Raw genomic sequence first — 20,380 nt, forward strand, 5'->3', positions numbered from 1 at the left:
TGGAATGTCTGGAAACGAGACGACGAGATCACAGGAGCAGGAGATCGAAAAGTTTTCGACCTCCTGACAATTGATAAATTCTGATTATAACGGATTTAGGGGAGAGATCGAGACTTGGCAAGCCCCGTAGGGGCGGCATATTTGTAGCATCCGAGTTGCTACAAATATGCCGCCCTTACGGGGCTTGGTCGGCCCTCCCCTAAATCCGTTATAATCAGAAAAATTTCCGATGGGCAAGAGAAGCTCTTGGTTTTGACCGTTCAGAGCTGGGTGATCACCCTGATTTCAAAAAAGCATATTGAAAACTTATCAGTTTTAAACGAAAAATTAGGATGACATATGAAAACAGATGCGTTATTTTACAAACTCTTCCGATTTGATCCCCGGAGCCTCTTCCGGCTTGTTCAGTTGAAAATTGCGGGTCAGTATGTTTTAGAGAGTATCACCGTAAAAACTACGGAAAAGCGTTTCGACGGATTTCTCAGACGGACGGACGGTGATGGGCCGAATATTTTTCTCGAAATCCAGGGTTATGACGATCCGACCATTTACTGGCGGCTGTTCAGGGAGATATGCACATGGTACGAACAGAGCGGGAGCAAAACCCCGTTTATAGCGATTGTCCTGTTTCTTGACGAAGAATACGATCCCGGGGACTGCATGCTGGCATGCCCGCGTCCCTGCCGACTGATCCGGAAGAACCTTGCTGACTGCCTTGAAAAAACAGGAGACAAGGCCGATGCGCTGACCGTACTGAAACCCTTGATTCTTTCCGGTAGAAAAAAAGACCAGGAAAGACTTCCGGGACTTGTCCCCCGGTGGGAAGAAGAAATCCGCTCTCTAAAAATGCCCGTGCATGAGATGAAAGATTTGGAAGAATTACTTATTTACGCTGTTCTCCAGCGTTTTCCGAAACTTACTTTGAAGGAGGTACAGAAAATGATACAGCTAACTCCCCTCGATCAGACAACTGCTGGTCAGGAGCTTATTCAGATGGGCGAAAAAAAAGGTGAAAAAAAAGGTGAAAAAAAAGGCAGAGAAGAGACCGCCCGGAAGTTGCTTTTAATGGGAAAGCTTACTGTGAAAGAGATTTCCCTGGCAACAGGGTTAAGCCTGAAGGAAGTCGGACGTCTTCGGAATTCTCAGAAAAAATAGATACGGACACGGATGAAGACGAACATAGTCACTAAGTGGAAAATTCACACAAAATCTCGTTCCCACGCGAAGCGTGGGAACGAGATCAACGGAGATCAAATGGGTGAGGGGTTAGAGGCGAGGGGGAGATGTTCCTCTTCTGTCTTGCCCGGGTTTTTATCCATGCAGGTGCCGTGGGCAAGCCAATGTCATGGATCCTTTTTTAATTTAAAAGTTCAGCTCATAAGAATATCCCTGTTCCGTTAAAAACAACTGGCGGTTCCGGGCATATTCCTCCTCCCGTGTGTGCTGGGAGACCAGGGTGTAAAACCGGGCCTGACGACCGTCTTTTTTGGGCCGCAGAATTCGTCCCAGGCGCTGGGCTTCTTCCTGACGGGAGCCGAATATTCCGGAGACCTGAATGAGTACATCCGCGTCCGGCAGATCCAGGGCAAAATTCCCCACCCGGGACAGGATCAGATGCCGGATCCGGCCCTCCCGGAACTGGCTGTAAAGTTCTTCCCGTTTTTTAGGCGGAGTTTTACCATTGATCAGGGGATACTTCAATGCGTCGGCAATATACTGAAGCTGCCTGAGATATTCGCCGATGATCAGGACGCGGGCATCCGGATGCGCCGCGATGATCTCACTCGCGGTCCCGAGCTTTTCAGGATTTTCCGCCGCGACCCTGAACTGGCTCCGTCGGGGGGCCAGGGCATATTCCATCCGCAGCGGTTCGGGCATGGGAATACGGATTTCCGTACATACCGCGTCTGCAATCCAGCCTTCAGCCTCCAATATCCGCCAGGGCACATCATAGCGTTTGGGCCCGATCAGGGCAAAGACATCTTCCTCATGTCCGTCCTCCCGGATCAGGGTGGCTGTCATTCCCAGACGCCGCCGTGCCTGGAGTTCCGCGGTAATGCGAAAAACCGGAGCCGGGAGGAGATGGACTTCGTCATAGATGATCAGCCCCCAGGGCCGGGCATGAAACAGGCTGAAATGGGGAAAATCCGCATTCTTGTTCTTCCGCCATGTGAGTATCTGATAGGTGGACAGGGTGACAGGCCCGATATTCTTATGTTCCCCGGTATATTCCGCGATCATGTCATCGCTGATGTCGGTTTTATCTAAAAGTTCCCGTCGCCATTGTTTCACAGAGGTAAGGTTTGTGGTCAGAATGAGGGTGGTCTGCTTCAGTTTGGCCATGGCGCTGATGCCGACGATGGTCTTGCCTGCTCCGCAGGGAAGACAGACCACGCCGCTTCCTCCGAGATTGCTGCCGGACTGATAAAAGGCTTCCACAGCATCCTGCTGATAATCTCTGACAGAAAAGGCTTCACCTGACCGGGCGGTCCGGGCCAGGCTGAGGGAAAGGGTCTCGCCGTCTGTAAATCCGGCCCGGTCCTCCGCGGGATACCCGGCTTCCACCAATGCCTGTTTTAATACGCCCCGGTGGGCCGGGGAGATTCTGAAACTAAGAGGTTCCAGCCGTTTTCCAAGCCAGGGAGATACATTTTTGTCCCGTGAAAGCAGTTCTGCTGTGGGAATATCCCGCACTGAAAGCTTGAGCCAATTACCATCTTTCTCCAGAATCACACACCCGTAACGGTCTGCCAGGTCCCGTATGTCCGAGAGAATAAATTCAGGCGGAGGATATTTGGCAAAGTGCGTGAGTGTGTGTGTCATGTCATCCACGGCCATGCCGGCCGCGCAGGCATTCCAGATGGAAAGGGGGGTCAGACGATAGGTGTGAACATGCTCAGGGCTTTTGACAAGTTCTGAGAAACGGGCCAGATGGTCCCGAGCCGCATCCGCGTTCGGGGAATGGATGTCTAAAAGGATCGTCCGGTCACTCTGGACGATCAGGGGGTTTTCAAAAGGATTTTCTGACATGGATCGTTTTTTGTCTCCTTACTGTTGCTTTATGTACCACATAAATGCTGATCCAAGGATTGACACAGATAGGTTTTTATAACAGCTTTGCTGGTGATATTAGAAACGTCTTTCGGATCTGAAGCTGAGATATCAAAAATTCGGATCAAAAAGGAAAGATATCGTCTAATATAAATTAATTATAGCAATAAAAATACCATGATGGTTTGCTGATGTAAAGCATAAACTTAAAGAAACAGCATAAAATATTGACATATTGATATCATACAGATAATATTTTTTGCGAAAATAAAACAATGTTCTGATTATAACGGATTTAGGGGAGGGCCGACCAAGCCCTGTAAGGGCGACATATTTGTAGCAGCAGGTTTGCAGGCCCCCCGCCAAGCCCCGTAGGCGCGACATATTTGTAGCAAATCTGCGAAGATGCCGCCCGCACGGGGCTTGGTCGGCCCTCCCCTAAATCGGTTATAATCAGCTTTTTTTTCCGTGAACAGCGGAGAAACCCGGCTTTTTCCGTCACGGACCGCGGATCATTCCGGAAAAAAAAGCCGGGTTTCTTCCCCGGGAAAATATCGAAAACTTATGGTCAGGTACTTAGAAACAGAGTCTGAAATTTCAGTCAGTTCCGATCTGCTGAGAGTGGGCAATTCACAATCAGCGTCTTTATACTCTGATACAAAAAAACAAGCAAAATTCAGGATACAAACATGACAGAAAACAACCCAATCCCTCCTCCGATAAGAAAAGCTGCGACAATTATCCTTGTAAGAGAAAAAAACAGCACACTTGAAGTCTATCTTTTAAAACGAAGCACCAAATCCGCATTCATGGGCGGCTTATATGTCTTTCCCGGGGGGGTGGCGGAGTCAGAGGACTTTGGAACCGAATCCTGGATTTCCCATATTGATCTGTCCCGGGACCAAATTGAACAGCAGCTCGGGGGAGATACGATTTCAGCAGATGAAGTCCTCGGATTCAGTATTGCCGCCATCCGTGAAACCCTTGAAGAGGCAGGTGTCGTCATAGCATCTGCAAATGGCGGGTCAGGACCGGATTATGATCAGTTTGCCTCATACCGTCTGAAAAAGGATTTGCCAAAGGACTGGTTCAGAACAAAAATAAAAGAAGAGAATTGGACCCTGTCCTTATCTGAACTGGGCCGATGGTCCCACTGGATTACTCCGAAACTGATGAAAAAAAGATTTGATACCCGGTTCTTTATTGTTTTCATGCCAAAAGGCCAGACCTGTGTTCCGGATAACTTGGAGACCGAACAGGGGATATGGCTGTCTCCTCAGACAGCGCTTGAACAGAATCTTGAAAGCAAAATTCCTTTAAGCCCGCCCACGTTGGTAACTCTGACTCAGTTGTTAAAATTCAAAAACTTGAACACACTGAAGCAGGATATCCGAAGCCGATCCTGGGGAACACCGATAATGCCCCGTCTGGTGCCTTCCTCCGGCGGGCCTGTGATTCTTGAACCCTGGGACCCTGATCGCAACTCAGATATAAAAATTGACACTTCTGATTTTTCAAACAAGGTGTTACCTGCCGGGTCATGGTTTTCAAGAATCTGGTGTGACAAGGGGATATGGAAACCAGTTGATATCTGATCGGGACACGACCTTCTCTGAGCGCAAATGCGTTGCTCCCTGAGCGCAAATGCGTTCCCTGAGCTTGTCGAAGGGAACGCATCCTGCAAAAAAGTAACAACAAGAAGTGAAATTTTCAGACAGCTTATATGATAAGTACCTAACCATAAGTTTTCGATATTTTCCCGAGGAAGAAACCCGGCTTTTTTTTACCGGAACGATCCGTCGCCCGTGACGGAAAAAGCCGGGTTTCTCCGCTGTTCACAGAAAAAAAGGATGTATAAAAAATTTTTGATCGGGTACTTATGTCTCCAAAATTGCCCCGGATATTTATTCCATACAGGGAATGACATATCTTTTCCCGTCCGTATTAATGACATACTGACCATCCGCATCATCCATATAACTGGCTAATGAGAGCATGGCATCCGCATTCAGCTTTATGATATCCTCGTCATTTCGGACATACAGGTTGTCATTCTTCATTAATAATTTTTCCGGATCGAGCCTGATCTTTTTCCCCGTGCTGAGGCACAGGATCAGTCCGTTATTTTCGATAATACGAAAAACAAAAAGCGGTGTGTCTTCATATGGGAAATAGACTTTTTCAAGAAAATGTTCATGTTCCTGTTCAAGAAAATAACCGTCCTTATCTTTTTTTATGATGGAGTGAAAATAACTGATAATTTTCTGATTCGTGAATTTTTCATCATCAGTGTGCCATATGCCGTTTTTATCAAGCCTGAAAACGGCCTTTTCCCTGGGAATGATTACTATTGGTTTTTCTTTATCTGCCATTATAGTGTTCCGATTTGCCATCTGACTGGCGGAGCTTTTTGACTGCATGTCTCAGGACTGATTATAACTGACATGATTATCCCGATATATAATAAATTGAGTTCCTGGGAGTTTTGAAGACACAGTACCTGTTTTTTCAGGAAATGTCAAATCGTGAGTTCAGTCGAGGGGGGCCTGCGTTTTCAGCCGGGGGGACCGGTTCCCTCGGCCTGAGATTCCTCGCTCTCTCCAAAGCATAAGTCAGCCATAGCTCATCCGTGCCTATCGCAGATCGCCGGCGGAAAAATTCGGCAACTCTGAAACCCGCGGCATCAAATATGCTTCTCAGGTCATCATCCTCCCACAGATAAAAAACCCTGGCGTGAGCATCTGTTTTTTCGCCGGTTCCCTCCTTGAGACTCACCAGCACATATCCCCGGTCTCCCAGGGCCGTCACGATATTCTCAAAAACATCCTGAAAGCTTTCATGAGGAACATGAACCAGCGCACCCACGAGAACAATCGCATCCGCGGACAGGCCCGAGAAATCATAAGACTCAAAATCGCCTTCTGTGACCTCGCATCCCGCATTCTTCCGTGCCAGTTTCGCGAGTCCCGGAGAGCGTTCAAATCCGATCACATTAAAGCCCTGTTTCTTAAACCAGAGCAGATCACGCCCTGATCCGCAACCTGCATCCAGTATAAATGAACCCGGAGCAAGTCTCTGAGCAAGGGGGCGCAAAATGGAAGAGGAATCAGTATAAAATGTTTTTTCGTGGTATTTTTTGTAATTCTGCTGATAAAAATCTGACATGATATCTGACCGTTTGAATAAGATTTACAGGTCTCCGGTAACTCATATAACGCCCTTTTATTGTACGCAATCATCGTTCTGACATCATAGCCGGAACCATTGTGAAACAGGGAAAATTTATTCCTCATCCAGCTTGAAACTATTCATTATATTTATAAAAATATTATAAACTAATTAAGGGGACGGTGTCAAGCGGGAACGCATATTGATACCAGGGGAAAATTATAATATTAACGATAACTTTTTTGGGGGAATATAGGTGAAAATTGAATCGCTCTGCTTTTATAACTATCCAGGAATATTTTTATAATTTTGAGATTGATTTATAGTGACCAAAATGATAGATATTCAGATAACATTTCTGATTTGCTGATTTTAAATCTGAAATTATTATCTGGAAGAAAAAAACAGGAAGGAGCTGAATGAAACCGATTTTATTTTTTATGATTTTTCTATTTTTGTGTCCGTGTCCGGGCTTTGCTCAGGACAAACTCATTATTCAAAGGGCAAAAAAAAATATCTTGCTGACCGGTTATACCCGAAGCAAAACAACTGTTACCGTGTCGTCGGAAGTTTCAGGAAAGGTACTCCGGGTCAACTATGACGTGGGGCAGACCATTGGTAAAAAACCGTTTTTTGAGACAGACCCGACGTTTATTGATTTTCAGATCAAAAGTACGCGGCAATCCATAAAAAAGCTGAAGATTGCACAACAAAAAATTGCCTCACGGGTTTCCTATCTTGAAAAAGAATTTATCAGAATTGATAAGCTGCATAAAGGGGACCGGGCCACGGAAGTTAAAAGAGATGCCGCGGAAGAGGAGTTGAAACAGGCAAAATTTGAATCCCAGACCCTGGCCGTTGAAAAGGCTGTTTTGCAAACCACTCTGAAAGAGCTTAGAGAACGAAAAAACCGTCATAATATCAGCGCGCCCGAAGGCTGGATTGTTGTGGAGAAAATTGTTGAAGCAGGTGAGATTATCGGCCCGAATATGCCATTGGCAAAGGTCTCGAACTATCGGACCCTGGTGGTACCGCTTTCCGTATCCGGCAAGGAACTTGCTGCTCTGAAAGAACTTCCGCAGGCATTTGAAGCCAGGCTTGAAGGAAAACCTGTGACAGCTGCCATTCACTGGGTAAACCCGGAGTTTAACGAAAAGACAAGAAAACTGAGCATTCAACTGGTTCTGACGCATTATGAAGGAGAAACCCGGGGCGGACTCCGGTTTTCCTTGCCGCTTGAAACAGAGACAGAGGGATTTCTTGTTCCCAAAGCTGCTGTGATCAGTCGTTATGATAATCCGAGAATTACCATTAAAGGAACAGGAAAACCCTTCAATATTATGGTATTAGGAGAGACCGAGGACTATGTGATCATTGCGGAAGATGAGCAGCTTTCCTTAGGCACGGAGCTTACTGCTAATGAGTAATTTATTAACCTTATAACTTAACAAATATGAATATGAAAAATCAACAATCTTTTAAATCTGATGAACAAATTCCCGAGTTGTCTTATGTCCTGGACCGAATCAGCGCCTTTGGGAGAATGATCAAATTCAGCCATACCGTATTTGCACTTCCGTTTGCACTGGCCGCGGTGGTTCTGGCTCATCGGGAATCCCCTGTCACCCTGAACCTGATTTTCTGGATACTTGTGGCGATGGCGGGAGCGCGTTCCGCGGCCATGGGATTCAACCGGATCGCAGATGCCGGGTTTGACGCGCAAAACCCCCGCACTGCTGACCGGGCCATACCGGCAGGGGGGATATCCATAACCGCGTCATGGATATTTGTGATCGCTTTCTCAGCTCTTTTCGTTCTGGCCGGAGCCATGATCAGTCCTTTGTGTTTTCTCCTTTCCGCGCCGGTGCTGCTGATACTCTTCTCCTATTCCTATGCCAAACGGTTTACGGCTTTCTCACATCTGTACCTGGGCTTTGCTATCTCCCTCGCGCCTGTGGGGGCATGGATTGCCGTGACTGGCGGGTTTGACTGGCGCATTCTGCATCTTTCCCTGGGGCTTCTCACCTATATTGCAGGCTTTGATATTCTGTATGCGTGCCAGGATTGGGAATTTGACAAAAAAATGGGGCTGTTCTCCATTCCTTCCCGATTCGGAATAAAAACAGCGTTTCGCATCTCAGCGGTTTTACATGTGCTGACGTTTGTTTTTTTTGTTCTCATTTTCATTGTCTTTGACATGGGCATATTTTATATGGGAACGCTGGTTATCATCGGCGGGCTTCTGATCCTGGAACACAGGCTGGTCAGTCCCCGGGACATGACCCATATCCAGATCGCTTTTTTTCATGTGAACAGCGCAATTTCCATTCTTCTGTTTTTGGGGATTCTGTCTGATGAACTGATAAAAGGCATCTGATCTGAATATAAACATAATGGTCATGATTCTGGGAACAGAACGAAACATTAAATTTTCAAATAGGTTACTAACACTTGATAATCAAGTTTTCTGATATGATCCGGCGGCCGGATAGTCTGTCGTTCCGTTTGACGACCTGACTGATCCCGCCGAAGTCTGAACTCACGCCGATGCCTGCGAAAGCAGAAATCTGGCCGATGCTGCACTTCCGGGAAGTGGATTCCTGCTTTCGCAGGAATGACAGAAAAAAACTTGATTACCGAGTAATACCTGACACCTGACACCTGACACCTAACACCTAACACCTTCATAAACCATGAAATCATACTATAAAAATATTTCAGAATTTATCCGTGCGCTCAAAAGCGCCGGAGAACTTAGAGTAATCACGCAGCCGGTCTCTCCTTATCTTGAAATCAGCAAAATAGCGGATGCTGAGTCCAAAAGTCCGGGGGGAGGAAAGGCCCTTTTATTTGAAAACGCGGAAGGGTCTCCTTTTCCTGTTGCCATCAATCTGTTTGGCAGTTCCGAACGTATCTGCATGGCCCTGGGCGTGGATCATCTGGATCAGTTGGGAGAGCGGGTCCGGTATTTCATGGAATTGTCTCCGCCCGGAAATATCAGAGATATCCTGGGGCTTCTTCAAACCGGAATCTCTGTATCCCGTTTTTTTCCCAGACAGTCCCGCTCTCATCTGCCTCCCTGTCAGGAGGTCGTTCATACCGGAGATGATGTGGATTTGTCAAAGCTTCCTGTGCTGCATTGCTGGCCCAAAGACGCGGGGCCTTTTGTGACGCTGCCGCTGGTATTTACAAAAAGTCTGAAAACCGGCAGGCAAAATGTGGGCATGTACCGGCTCCAAGTGTTTGACAAAAACACCACCGGGATGCACTGGCATATTCACAAGGATGGCGCACATTTTTATCAGGAATATGTCCGGGCAAAACAGCGGATGCCCGTAGCCGTGGCAATCGGAGCTGATCCAGCGGTGATTTATGCGGCCACCGCGCCCATGCCCAGAAATCTGGATGAAATGATTCTGGCCGGGTTCATCCGTAATAAGCCTGTCTCCATGACCCGATGCGTCACCTCAGACGTGAAAGTGCCGGCCGAGGCGGAATTTGTTTTGGAGGGATATGTGGACCCCGGAGAGCTGAGGCGGGAAGGGCCTTTCGGAGATCATACCGGGTATTATTCTCTGGCAGATGATTATCCTGTGTTTCATGTGACGGCCATCACCCACCGGAAATCTCCGGTTTACTGCACCACGCTGGTGGGACCTCCGCCTATGGAAGACTGCTACCTGGCAAAGGCCACGGAACGTCTGTTTCTGCCCATGCTTCAGTCTGTCATGCCGGAAATCCTCGATTACTGGTTTCCCTGGGAAGGCGTGTTTCACAATATTGTGGTGGTATCCATTGACAAAGAATTTCCCGGACATGCCCAGAAAATTATGAGCGGACTCTGGGGGCAGGGACAGATGAGTTTCTGCAAGACCATTGTGGTGGTTGACAAAAACATTAATCCCCAGGCCCCCGATGCGGTCATGTCAAGGCTTCTCAGCACCCTTGATGTCTCATCTGATATAACGCTCACCCGGGGGATTCTGGATGTGCTTGATCATTCCTCTCCGATCCCCAATTTTGGTGCCAAACTCGGTATTGATCTCACGGACCGGTTTCCAGGAGAACCGGAGAGAACCTGTCCTCCGGAGCTTCCGTGTTTTTCTGTTTCAGAAAAGGAATTGCTGACAGCTATTCAGAATCAGGCGGACGGAGTGGCCGCTTGCAGATTCTTTTCTTTTCATGACACAGACCCGAGTGGCACCTGTCAGAATCGTATTCTTATGCTTGCTGTGGAAAAAGGACAGGATCGGGGGGGAGCTTATTTTGCAGAATGTCTGCGGGAGACGGATCTGCTGAAACCATTTAATATCATTTTGCTGTATGATGCCAAAATTAATTTGGAGAAAAATTCTCTGATTCTTTGGAAGCTCTTTAACAATGCAGACCCGGACAGAGACATGTTTTTTCAGGGCAATTATGTGGTCATTGACGCGTGTCAGAAAGGCCCCATGGACGGGCATCTCAGGGAGTGGCCCGAAGAACTGACTTTTCAATGAATAGCTGTCACTCGATAATCAAATTTTTTACCATTATTGACAACCTGAATTTTAAATTATATAGGTTTTTAAAAGGGAGAATTCAAAATGGGCGACCGGGAACCCCCGGAAAAACCGGACAGAACCGACTGGCACCGTCTGTGGGGTCTGATGATGGAGCCTCTGTTTGCAAGGCTCGGGTGCGAAACAGTGGTGGAGATGGACCTGTCCGCCAAAATTCAGCGTCTTGACATGGCGGTTGTCACCAAAGGAAAGAAAAAACCCCTTTACAGCGAAACTGACCCGGATTATTATGAGGGCTTTGAGAACCTGAACGAACATAACCTCATCTCCTTCAAGTCCTTCAGGGAGGTGTTCAATATGACCGCGGCCGAGGAGTTTTACGGACATTTCATAAATTACAGAAAAATCAGGAAGATTCCTGAGAATGCCGGGCACACCGTGAATCTTTATGCTGTGACCCATCACTTTCCCAGGGAGCTTTTCTCCCGTTTCGCCGGCACGGGTCTCATCAGAAAGATCACTGACAAGATTTATGCTGATTATAACGGATTTAGGGGAGGCTCCCCGAATCCGCCTAATGAGGCTGATATCAGGAGGTTATGCAGCCAATTCTCATGATAACGGAATCCGTTAAACCGCTCCGCCCTGCTTTGTAATCCGTCGTACTTTTTTACAGTGTACGGATTTGAAGGGGTGAAATTGAAAATAAGTGCCCATCCCCGGACACTGAGTTCCGCTGAAGGTATAAAGCCATGAAAATACTGAGTATTAAAAAGATGGCGATCCATCATTCGCATCAGACGGTCGAGCATGTTGCTTGTTCTGTGCGCCCCCGGAAAAGCGTATGCTGTCGCAAAGGCGGCGATATTTTCCCGCATTTTGGCGATTTTGTCAGCGATGACGGAAGGAAGAGAGGCTTTCTCCGCCCATTCGGAGAAGCGTCTCACTCTCTGCGAGAAAGAAGCCCTGGTCACAGCCCGGTAGCAGTCCCACAATTTCGAAACGACTTCGTCATAAATCTCTCCGAACTTTTTCTTCGCCCTGTCCCGGATACCGATGAATGTATGAAGGAAACACAGAATCAGCGTGACAGACGGAAAAAGGCTTTTCCATGCGTTCATGGTGGCTTTCCATCCGTCGGTGCTCACGGTTTCGGGGGAATAATCAGGAGCGATATTCCGGGCTTCCTCCTTATATGTTCCGTAAGCTTCTTTCAGAGAATCCTCGCCGGCGCTGTCCGCAACGGAAGCTCCGAGAATGCATTCTTCCGCAGCCGTGACGGCAACATAGCTCTTCTCACCCTGTACGGAAGTATGTTTCTCATCGGCAAGGAGATGCTTCGGCAGTTTCCCGGCATCTCTGACCGTTGTGCCGACAATGCTGTTCCGTCCGAGGGACTGTTCCATACGCTGCCAGTACATGGGATCCCTGCCGAAAACGTATGCCAGTCCCCAGAAAGGGACGGAGAATTTGCGAAGGAACAGGGCCTTTTCCGCCTCGTCGGTCATCCCTGTCATATAAGGCATGACGAAGGAAGGACGGACTGTGTGACTGACTCCTCCGATTTCTATGCGGCGAATTTTAATTCCCTGTTTTTTCGAGATATAACTGTCCTTTGTCCGCCAGCCGCATTCCGTCCCGGGCGGAAACAGTTCGGGATGTTCCGCTATCATTTCGTCGATACGAAGCCTGAACTGAAGGGTATCTCCGGCTGCCACATCCCAGGTTTCCCTCGAAAAGGGAAGGCAGATCGTCCGATTTCGCCGGGGAGCCGATTCTGATGTCTTTTTTTTATCCATCGGAAATTCCTCCTTAAAAATGAATTATTATAATTCATTTTACAACGGGGCAGAGGGCTTGTCAATGCAATAAGGGAGCCTCCCCTAAATCCGTTATAATCAGGATTTATTGATCTCAATGTGTTCAGCCCCATCCGCTTCATCATCACCCGCGGAAGCGACCATCCGATCATGGGCCTCTTTTCCGACGACCCCGAACAGATCATGGCCAGCAGGAGGAGGCTCGAAAACGACGGGTGGCTGCTCAGGGAGGTCAGTTCGTATCTTGAGAAACTTTACAGACATTATTCACTGGAGGGAATAGACATGCCGTACACCCAGGAAATGTTCATCAGGGATCATTATCCCGAATGGTATGCGAAAATTCGGGAAGGCGAGGCCAGAGGCGAGGCCAGAGGCGAGGCCAGAGGTGAAGCCAGAGGCGAGGCCAGAGGAAAGATGAAAGGAAAGCTGATCGGCCAGATTCTGACCTTGCAGCGGATTTCAAAACACGCTGTTTACGCCGAGGCGGAACTTGAAGCCAAAGACATCGGAGAACTCAGAGCGATTGCCTCAGAAACCGAGGACAGGCTTTTTTCAAGCCAATGACCTGTTTGGCAATGCTTTGACTCAGGAGATGTGCGTTCGGAAAATAGCTTATAATTCATGGAGAGCAAATGAAAATCTATCTTGATTGTTACGCCTGTTTTTTACGTCAGGCATTAAATGCCGCACGCCTCGCAGGCGGCGATGATGAGCAGCAATACAAAGTGATAAATAGCACTTTAAAATTATTACAAAATATAAGACCCGGAACAAATCCTCCGGAAATTGCCCGCAGTGTGCACAAACTTGTTCGGGATGAAATTTCAGCAGCGGATCCTTATAAGGAAGCAAAGGCTGTCAGCACGCAGCAGGCATTAGCGATATATCCCCGGCTTAAAGCATTGGTCAATGACAGCGATGATCCCTTAGGGATCGCCATACGATTAAGTATTGCCGGAAATATCATAGACTTGGGGGTAAAAGATTATTATGATGACCTTTGGGATACGGTTGAAAAAGTTTTGTCCCAGCCTTATGCGATTGACGATGAGGAGAAATTATGTGCCAGACTCTCTGAAGCGGATCATGTGCTTTTTATAGCCGACAACGCGGGAGAGACCGTTTTTGACCGGGTGCTGACAGAAGTGTTACAAATACCGGTGACTTATGCCGTCAAAAAATATCCCACGCTCAATGACGCGACCATGGAAGATGCGGTCGCGGCAGGATTGGGTCAGTCAGTTCGCATAATAAGCAATGGTACGGATGCGCCGGGTACGATTCTGTCGTTGTGTTCGGAAGAATTTCTCAAAATTTATAAACTGGCCCCCATAATTATAGCAAAAGGACAGGCAAACTACGAAACATTGAGCAATGCAGGGCCGAAAGTATTTTGTCTGTTACAGGTAAAATGCCCGGTCATAGGGAAAGATATCAATGCGCCCGTGGGCAGCATTGTTATCCGCCAAAGTAAGTGAAAAGCGGGAAATAAAACATTCTGATATCACTCGATAGTCAAGTTTTCTGACTTGGTTCGGACAAACTGTCTGTCATTCCGTTCGACGACCCGACTGAACTCGCCGAATTCTGGGAAAGCAGAAATCCGCAATTTCCGGAACCGCTGCATCGGCTAAAAATAGATTCCTGCTTTCGCAGGAATGACAGAAAAAAATCGAGTATCACTTCCAGAAACTATGGATTCCTGCTTTCGCAGGAATGACAAAAATCGAGTATCACTTTCATATTTCGTTGAGAGCAGACCGCTTATAACTGTCTCAGAAAAAGATTGTCCTGAGTGCCCAAAAAAGGAGGTTCAGAACATGCTAGATGATAATAAAAACTCAGTCACAAATAAAGAAAATGACGATGACAACACCGAACTTGTCTCTCATATGATCAGGAAGTATGATGAAAGTAAAGATTATACTTGGGGCGTCTAAATTCACTCCGATTTCTTGACTGCTTTTTGGACCATCCCTCTGACCTAAAAAAACTTTATCCGCATGCCGCCTCTGAAATCTTAATTTCCGGGAGCGATTCAGCTCGATTTTCCAACTCGGTCAGGGGGCCGGTTATTTTTTTACAATTACTTGAAATATTTATATTTATAATTTTTTTTGCTCGTTTTTCGGACTCCGGAATAAACTCAGAATTTTCTGCTGTTTTATCCGAGAGTATTTCAAGACTGCCAGGGTTTGCCAGGATTTTACGACGTTGTTTGGTTAAAGAAAATAAAGACTCTGAAAATTCTTGTTGCTCTCTGAGACTGATATTCATGACTCTTCGGGCATCTTCTCTGGTCAGTTCACCACACATGGCGGGCATGCGCAGAGCTATGCGATTGGCGTCTTTTATCTCTCCGGTTCCATGTTGCTTTGAAACTGCGAACAGAGACTCTATATTATCAGAAGTTATTGGCATTCCTATATTTTCTAATTTAAGCTCCTTGGCAATTATGATATGTTTGTCTAACCAATTAGTAAAACCTGTACGCACAGATGATCGCGGAGGAATGGCTTCAAGCAGCTTTTTACTTTCTTCATAAGTTTCCAGGTTAAGCCCCTTAGTTTTAAGTATTTTCTGGCATTCTGAAAGAGTACCTGAGTCGCGAAGAAAACATTCTATAAAATTTCTGCACCTCGGAATCTGATCAATGCCTGCTCGCAGCTTTGAAAGGACGGATCCCTTTGGGGCACGACCTCTCGGAGAATGTCTGAGCAACTGAGCCGCCCAATTCACCAGGCGGCGGAGGTTCATAAATCTTGATTTTGTTGAAACCTTCGGAGGTGCAAGACAGGCAAGAACAGTCTGTTTGAATTTTTTTGAAACTTTACCGACCGCAGAGATAAAGATATCAAACATCGGATGATTCTGATATTCATGTTTTAAAAGATTAGCGACAGTGTGTGATATATCGTCAATGCTGACACTGGGAAGGCCTTGTTCCGCCAAAAGCCTGGTAGCTTTGGCAAGGTCTGTTCCTCCGTCTTTGAGATATGCTACCGGCATTCCCCCGATACCGATAACTTTTTTCAAAAAATCAGCTATGGCCTCACCAGTCCAGGATACTGCTACTGAAACAGCAACGCAGTTTACATCTTTAAGAGTAGGAGCGGTTTCATTCAAATCATGATGGTTAGCATTCAATGACAGCAAAGTAAGAATTTTACCTTTTCCTAAGGCAATACTGATATCTATTATATAAACAAAGCCGTTGGAAAACGGATTGCTGTTAATTTCAGCCCCGCGCAGCGGGACGGCATTTCGGAGTCTTGCTACGGATAATCGGGTGACCCAGTTAATAATTGTCTGAACACATGGGACTTTTGTTATTCCCAAGTAATCAGCAAGAACTCTGAGAACTCTCGGTACCGCTCGGAAACTTATATGAGCAACTATAAAAAGCTTCAAACAAATATAGATAAGTTCTTCTTTGTTGTGAACAGGCTGAGTATTTTTCTGACGTTCTTTTTCCAGTTGTTTTCTGGCTTCATCGGCATCTTTCTTGTATTTATCACGCTCTTTTTTAATACGGCGCTTTTCTTTTTCATGATAACGTGCATTCTTGCCACGTTCAATCGCTTTTTTCTTCCAGTTATCTCTGCTTTTTATCAATTTGGACTTTGAACTCATAATAATCCTCGTAATTTTATTAATATTGACATAATAGTATGGTAAATATGTTAAAATAACAATCAAACTATATATTATCAAGATGAATCTATAATTGATTACATGAAGAGGTCCAAATTGTAGTTAAAAAAATTAAGCCAAAAAGGCTGTTTTTAGACGCCCCAGATTATACTCCGGTGAAAAACGCATCTGTTGACATCAGAACCGAAGAAAATGTCTATAAACTCATCCGGCTGAGTGACGAACAGTATTATCAGCTGCGTAAAAACAGTGTTCCGATTTTTGAGGATTACGGACATCTGATTTCCCTGTTTATGGATGAAGATATTATTTATTCAAGCTTTTCCAAAATGTATGTCTCATTAAAAGCATTGTTCGGAGAAAGCGGCAAATACTATGATGATTGGAAAGGCTCTTTTTCATTTCCGTTTTTAATTCATTTTTACAAAGGAGAAGAGGAATTCGGATATCTGATCAATCTTATGAATATCAGGTCCTCTATGGAGTTCAATCTGGTCAAACTGATACCTGCCGATGATGACAGGTTTGACAGAAGTGTTCTGCACAATCCGTTTGAAGAGTTTCCAAGAGAGGAAATTAACTATTTTATCAACTATTTTGTCGGATTTCTTACCGGATTTTTTAAAACCACTGCTGACCAGTATGATGAATGCTTTTTTAAAACTGCGGAGTCAAATTTAATCCTGTTTGGTTATAATGATGGCGATTTTTTTGATGATCAGTATGACAATGAGGAAGAATTCAGAGAAGCAATTCAGAAGCTGAAGTCAGAGTAAGCCACATAAAGGAAGCGATTGTCCGGAGTGCCAAACTTTCAGTTTGGCAAAGCAAAATATGAGGATATCAGGTGCTGCCAGAAAAAACAGGGGCATCTCACTGACATGCCTTTGCATTATCGAAAACAACATCTCCGCTATAATCAAAAATAATGCCATGTACGCTGACACTTGAGGCTGCGAATGATCTGGCGGAGCATATCATCTCTTTTCCCACATAAGAGATAATTTTCGGGTATTCATTTAATATGAGATCAAACGCATGTCGGGCCGTGTTGGCAGAGAATATCTTTTTTGCAAATGCCTCATCTTTCGTGACTTCGAAAGACCAGTCCGAAAGCTTGTGCAGGGTCAGGCTCGACTTTGCCGCGTGTGTATGCGGAATTCCCTGGGCCATCTTCACTGCCTTTCCGAAAAAAACCGCCAGTGTGATGAGATCAAATCCTTTGTCAGATGCGGATTCCAGGGACATTTTAAAGAAATCTCCGATTTGTATGAATGCTTCTTCCGGAAGTTCCCGCATGAGGGACTGAGAAAATCTCTCACTTCTTCGGCCTGTTGTCATCACCACCTGGCTGAGACCTGCGGCACGGGCAACAGACAAAGAGGATTTTATCGTGGCGATATACGCGTCATGGGACATGGGCCTGACAACTCCCGTGGTTCCCAGTATTGATATGCCGCCGATGATGCCGAGCCTTGGGTTTAAGGTTTTTTGGGCCAATGTCTCTCCTTCCGGCACAAAGATTTCCACTCGGATGGTTCTGCGGATACCATGGTTTCTGAGTACCTCATGAACCGTCTGTATGATCATCTTCCGGGGCCCCGGGTTGATTGCAGGCTCTCCCGGAGGAATTTCAAGTCCGGGTTTCGTGACCCGTCCCACACCTTTTCCTCCGGTTATGATCACGCTGTCCTGAGTCTCGTTATCTGAGAATGTGACGTTAGCGCCGATTTCCGCCCTGTGCGTTATATCCGGATCATCCCCCGCGTCTTTTATTACCGTGCATCTTACGCTTTTTTCATCTTCAAATACACAGGCATGTATCGGAATATCAATATCATCTCCGGTCAGAAGCTTTATCCGCACCTCGGAAGGGGCAGCACCGTTCAGGAGAAGACAAAGCCCGCCCTTTACTGCTGCTGTGGCAGCAGCACCAGTGGTAAAGCCGGTTTTAAGATTTTGTTTGTTTTCTTTTGCCATTATTGAAAATTATTTGTGATTTGTGATTTGTGACGGATCATTACCAATGGAGAAAACTCAGGTTTTTGTTTTTGTATGAAAAATTACTGATTTTAAAGGATTCAGGTGAGGGAGGGCAAAACTCTCTCGGGACGAAATATTTGTAGTAAATCATGCCGGGCCGGCAAAGCCCCGTCGGAGCAGCATATTTAGCATGATTTACTACAAATATGCCGCCCCGACGGGGCTTGGTCAGCCCTCCCCTAAATCCTTTATCATCAGGAAAATTATAATATCTGGCAACAATTACAGGGAAGTCAGATAAGAAAAGGAAAAAATTCTCATTGTTCTCTGATTTCCCTGTTGTTTTGTTCCTCTCATCCCAGATAATAGTAAATAACTGTGACAATGATAAGACTTAACACCCGAAACCCCTGACCCATCAGAAGCAGTGATATTCCCATTTTGGGTGCAAATATTCCCATATATCTCGGCAACTGGTGCCGCAATGCCCGTATGGGAAACGCGATAATATTTCCGATAATCAGGGCCAAAGCGGTCTGTTTGATGGTCAGCACCCCTGTCTCAAGGAGCGCGCCTGCGGCCGCGAATCCTGAAGTGAATTCCGCCACAAAGCTTAAAATGACCACTGAAAGGGCTTCTATGGGAATAAACGTTGTCACAACATATGTGGCGACCCAGTTCCGTGCCAGACTGAAAATCCCCATGGTGTTCAAGAAAAAAACAAAGATATAAATAGGTATCACATAAGTTGCCACGCCTGCAAACCGTTTGGGAAATTTTGACCTTACGCCTTCCCATATCCCCTTTGAATTTTTATTGGCCTGGTCTGAAAATTCTTGTCCTTCGCCTGTCTGACTCTGTGTTTCCTGGGAAAGACGCAAATGCCCGTAAATCAGAAAACCCGATGTCCGAAGAAGAGTTGCCGCAAATGTAATGGCAAAATAAAGAATGCCTGCCTGCCCTGTAAGAGGGACAACAATGAAAAACGTTGTGGGCAGATGCAGAAAATACGCGGGCAACTGATTGATGAGGTTGGTCAGATAAAGCTGCCTGCGAGATATTTTTTCTTCTTTATAAAAATCCAGAAGCATCGCGTTTGCAGCGGCTCCTGAAAAAAAGGCCGTGGTAAAGGCTGCACTGCACATATGCCCCAGATTGCCGAATCTGAACAGAGGCGACGCCAAAACCCCAAGTGTTTTTGTCCATCCCGAGGCCTCTATAACCTGTCCCGCGACAAGACCAATTCCGATAAAAAACATAAGACGGACAAGGGGCCATAAAAGCCCAGATACAATAATCTTTAAGCTGATATCATCATCAAAGTATATTCCGGTGGTGAGTATCACAGCAGAAACAGCAACAGAGATATAAACCGCGTGATATCCTGATGCCCTCTTTTCAGATATCATTTTCTTTTTTCTGCTTTGCTATAATCAGGGTCCAGTAATTCGGTTTTTTTATATCAAATTCTCTGATATCTTTAATGATCTCCTGATTCTCCTGCCCACAGTTTGTCACACCGACGCAGCTTTTAAACAGACCGGTTTCATCAAGCGCGGCGTTTATATCCTCCACATTTCGATATGCCTTTAAAAAGACAACATTCTCGGGCTTACCTGAGACTTCTCTCAGCCGGTCTCCTCCCCCGACCCCGGAGACAACCATAAGTGATTCTTCGCCCTCCACAAGCGGTGTGTTCAGACAGGCCGCGGCTGCCTGATATGACGTAACTCCCGGTATGGTCTCCACAGAGATATGGGGAGCCAGTGCCTGAATATGCCGTAATATGTAAGCAAAGGTGGAATACGTCAGCGGATCGCCCAGGGTGACAAAGGCAGCGTTTTTCCCCTGTTCCAGTTCCGTTAAAATTGTCCGTGCATGATCTCTCCATACCTTCTGAGTTTCCTCCTTATCTTTTGCCATGAGAAAAGAAAGCATTTTTACAGACGTCTTTTCCGGGATATGGGATTTTGCGATGCTTACAGCCAAGCTGTAATCATTTTTTTTGGATGCGGCCGCAAAAATAACATCCACATGATTTAATATTTTTACAGACTTGAGTGTGATGAGTTCAGGATCACCCGGGCCCACGCCTATTCCATATAATGTTCCGTTTTTTTCATTCATTTTGTTATCCATTATCAGTAGATCAAAAAAGTTTGTAGTTCCGCCTTTAGGCGGTCTGTTCCGGCAAATCAA

At 46.0% G+C, this 20,380-nt stretch carries 17 protein-coding genes; 9 read left to right on the forward strand and 8 right to left on the reverse strand.

Annotation, left to right across the window (positions count from 1 at the left end; all coding sequences use genetic code 11):
* Window positions 1–339 precede the first annotated feature (339 nt).
* Window positions 340–1,155 carry a DUF2887 domain-containing protein gene (locus tag dnm_RS15455; protein ID WP_207683526.1) on the forward strand — a complete coding sequence of 272 codons (816 nt, stop codon included), beginning with the start codon at window positions 340–342 and terminating at the stop codon, window positions 1,153–1,155.
* Between the two features lie 207 nt (window positions 1,156–1,362).
* Here dnm_RS15455 and dnm_RS15460 read toward each other — a convergent pair whose 3' ends face one another.
* Entirely contained in the window at window positions 1,363–3,030 is a 1,668-nt protein-coding gene (locus dnm_RS15460) for a DNA repair helicase XPB (RefSeq protein WP_207683527.1), read from the reverse strand.
* A gap of 710 nt (window positions 3,031–3,740) precedes the next feature.
* Between dnm_RS15460 and dnm_RS15465 the strand changes: the two genes are divergently transcribed.
* Complete coding sequence (locus tag dnm_RS15465; protein ID WP_207683528.1) at window positions 3,741–4,646, forward strand: NUDIX hydrolase; 906 nt, start codon at window positions 3,741–3,743, stop codon at window positions 4,644–4,646.
* Window positions 4,647–4,955: 309 nt separating this feature from the next.
* Here dnm_RS15465 and dnm_RS15470 read toward each other — a convergent pair whose 3' ends face one another.
* Window positions 4,956–5,423, reverse strand: a complete 468-nt coding sequence (locus tag dnm_RS15470) for an MFS transporter permease (protein WP_207683529.1) — start codon at window positions 5,421–5,423, stop codon at window positions 4,956–4,958.
* Between the two features lie 136 nt (window positions 5,424–5,559).
* Window positions 5,560–6,216 (reverse strand): class I SAM-dependent methyltransferase, encoded by a 657-nt coding sequence (locus dnm_RS15475; RefSeq protein WP_207683530.1) that lies wholly within the window; start codon window positions 6,214–6,216, stop codon window positions 5,560–5,562.
* 422 nt (window positions 6,217–6,638) lie between these two features.
* Between dnm_RS15475 and dnm_RS15480 the strand changes: the two genes are divergently transcribed.
* From dnm_RS15480 to dnm_RS15495, 4 genes are all read left to right on the forward strand, one after another.
* Window positions 6,639–7,646 (forward strand): efflux RND transporter periplasmic adaptor subunit, encoded by a 1,008-nt coding sequence (locus tag dnm_RS15480; protein WP_207683531.1) that lies wholly within the window; start codon window positions 6,639–6,641, stop codon window positions 7,644–7,646.
* A 32-nt stretch (window positions 7,647–7,678) separates the two neighbouring features.
* Window positions 7,679–8,596, forward strand: coding sequence for a UbiA-like polyprenyltransferase (locus dnm_RS15485; RefSeq protein ID WP_207683532.1), 918 nt, complete (start codon window positions 7,679–7,681; stop codon window positions 8,594–8,596).
* Window positions 8,597–8,912: 316 nt separating this feature from the next.
* Window positions 8,913–10,718 carry a menaquinone biosynthesis decarboxylase gene (locus dnm_RS15490; protein WP_207683533.1) on the forward strand — a complete coding sequence of 602 codons (1,806 nt, stop codon included), beginning with the start codon at window positions 8,913–8,915 and terminating at the stop codon, window positions 10,716–10,718.
* 87 nt (window positions 10,719–10,805) lie between these two features.
* The gene (locus tag dnm_RS15495) at window positions 10,806–11,339 is read left to right on the forward strand and encodes a hypothetical protein (RefSeq protein WP_207683534.1); all 534 of its coding nucleotides are present in this window, start codon (window positions 10,806–10,808) and stop codon (window positions 11,337–11,339) included.
* Here dnm_RS15495 and dnm_RS30920 read toward each other — a convergent pair.
* Window positions 11,261–12,520 carry a hypothetical protein gene (locus dnm_RS30920; RefSeq protein ID WP_246556338.1) on the reverse strand — a complete coding sequence of 420 codons (1,260 nt, stop codon included), beginning with the start codon at window positions 12,518–12,520 and terminating at the stop codon, window positions 11,261–11,263. The two genes, dnm_RS15495 and dnm_RS30920, sit on opposite strands and share 79 nt — an antisense overlap.
* Window positions 12,521–12,640: 120 nt before the next feature.
* Between dnm_RS30920 and dnm_RS15505 the strand changes: the two genes are divergently transcribed.
* Window positions 12,641–13,108, forward strand: a complete 468-nt coding sequence (locus tag dnm_RS15505; protein WP_207683535.1) for a hypothetical protein — start codon at window positions 12,641–12,643, stop codon at window positions 13,106–13,108.
* 68 nt (window positions 13,109–13,176) lie between these two features.
* Complete coding sequence (locus dnm_RS15510; protein ID WP_207683536.1) at window positions 13,177–14,022, forward strand: damage-control phosphatase ARMT1 family protein; 846 nt, start codon at window positions 13,177–13,179, stop codon at window positions 14,020–14,022.
* A 517-nt stretch (window positions 14,023–14,539) separates the two neighbouring features.
* Here dnm_RS15510 and dnm_RS15515 read toward each other — a convergent pair.
* Entirely contained in the window at window positions 14,540–16,177 is a 1,638-nt protein-coding gene (locus dnm_RS15515) for a hypothetical protein (RefSeq protein ID WP_207678195.1), read from the reverse strand.
* A 176-nt stretch (window positions 16,178–16,353) separates the two neighbouring features.
* On the opposite strand from dnm_RS15515, the gene dnm_RS15520 reads away from it, so the two are divergent.
* Window positions 16,354–16,974 (forward strand): hypothetical protein, encoded by a 621-nt coding sequence (locus tag dnm_RS15520; protein WP_207683537.1) that lies wholly within the window; start codon window positions 16,354–16,356, stop codon window positions 16,972–16,974.
* A gap of 97 nt (window positions 16,975–17,071) precedes the next feature.
* On the opposite strand, the gene cbiD is transcribed toward dnm_RS15520, so the two are convergent.
* The 3 genes from cbiD to cobI form a co-directional block, all read right to left on the reverse strand.
* Window positions 17,072–18,178 carry a cobalt-precorrin-5B (C(1))-methyltransferase CbiD gene (gene cbiD / locus dnm_RS15525; protein WP_207683538.1) on the reverse strand — a complete coding sequence of 369 codons (1,107 nt, stop codon included), beginning with the start codon at window positions 18,176–18,178 and terminating at the stop codon, window positions 17,072–17,074.
* Window positions 18,179–18,534: 356 nt separating this feature from the next.
* Window positions 18,535–19,590 carry a nucleoside recognition protein gene (locus dnm_RS15530; RefSeq protein ID WP_207683539.1) on the reverse strand — a complete coding sequence of 352 codons (1,056 nt, stop codon included), beginning with the start codon at window positions 19,588–19,590 and terminating at the stop codon, window positions 18,535–18,537.
* Window positions 19,580–20,308, reverse strand: coding sequence for a precorrin-2 C(20)-methyltransferase (cobI, locus tag dnm_RS15535; protein ID WP_207683540.1), 729 nt, complete (start codon window positions 20,306–20,308; stop codon window positions 19,580–19,582). The genes dnm_RS15530 and cobI overlap by 11 nt, the downstream gene beginning before the upstream one ends.
* Window positions 20,309–20,380 lie beyond the last annotated feature (72 nt).

Source organism: Desulfonema magnum (genome assembly GCF_017377395.1).
Taxonomy (GTDB): Bacteria; Desulfobacterota; Desulfobacteria; order Desulfobacterales; family 4be13; genus Desulfonema_C; species Desulfonema_C magnum.

Coding starts and splice junctions, on each gene's coding strand:
- dnm_RS15455 (WP_207683526.1), top strand. CDS start 340: ATGAAAACAGATGCGTTATTTTACAAACTCTTCCGATTTGATCCCCGG.
- dnm_RS15460 (WP_207683527.1), bottom strand. CDS start 3,030: ATGTCAGAAAATCCTTTTGAAAACCCCCTGATCGTCCAGAGTGACCGG.
- dnm_RS15465 (WP_207683528.1), top strand. CDS start 3,741: ATGACAGAAAACAACCCAATCCCTCCTCCGATAAGAAAAGCTGCGACA.
- dnm_RS15470 (WP_207683529.1), bottom strand. CDS start 5,423: ATGGCAGATAAAGAAAAACCAATAGTAATCATTCCCAGGGAAAAGGCC.
- dnm_RS15475 (WP_207683530.1), bottom strand. CDS start 6,216: ATGTCAGATTTTTATCAGCAGAATTACAAAAAATACCACGAAAAAACA.
- dnm_RS15480 (WP_207683531.1), top strand. CDS start 6,639: ATGAAACCGATTTTATTTTTTATGATTTTTCTATTTTTGTGTCCGTGT.
- dnm_RS15485 (WP_207683532.1), top strand. CDS start 7,679: ATGAAAAATCAACAATCTTTTAAATCTGATGAACAAATTCCCGAGTTG.
- dnm_RS15490 (WP_207683533.1), top strand. CDS start 8,913: ATGAAATCATACTATAAAAATATTTCAGAATTTATCCGTGCGCTCAAA.
- dnm_RS15495 (WP_207683534.1), top strand. CDS start 10,806: ATGGGCGACCGGGAACCCCCGGAAAAACCGGACAGAACCGACTGGCAC.
- dnm_RS30920 (WP_246556338.1), bottom strand. CDS start 12,520: ATGGATAAAAAAAAGACATCAGAATCGGCTCCCCGGCGAAATCGGACG.
- dnm_RS15510 (WP_207683536.1), top strand. CDS start 13,177: ATGAAAATCTATCTTGATTGTTACGCCTGTTTTTTACGTCAGGCATTA.
- dnm_RS15515 (WP_207678195.1), bottom strand. CDS start 16,177: ATGAGTTCAAAGTCCAAATTGATAAAAAGCAGAGATAACTGGAAGAAA.
- cbiD (WP_207683538.1), bottom strand. CDS start 18,178: ATGGCAAAAGAAAACAAACAAAATCTTAAAACCGGCTTTACCACTGGT.
- dnm_RS15530 (WP_207683539.1), bottom strand. CDS start 19,590: ATGATATCTGAAAAGAGGGCATCAGGATATCACGCGGTTTATATCTCT.
- cobI (WP_207683540.1), bottom strand. CDS start 20,308: ATGAATGAAAAAAACGGAACATTATATGGAATAGGCGTGGGCCCGGGT.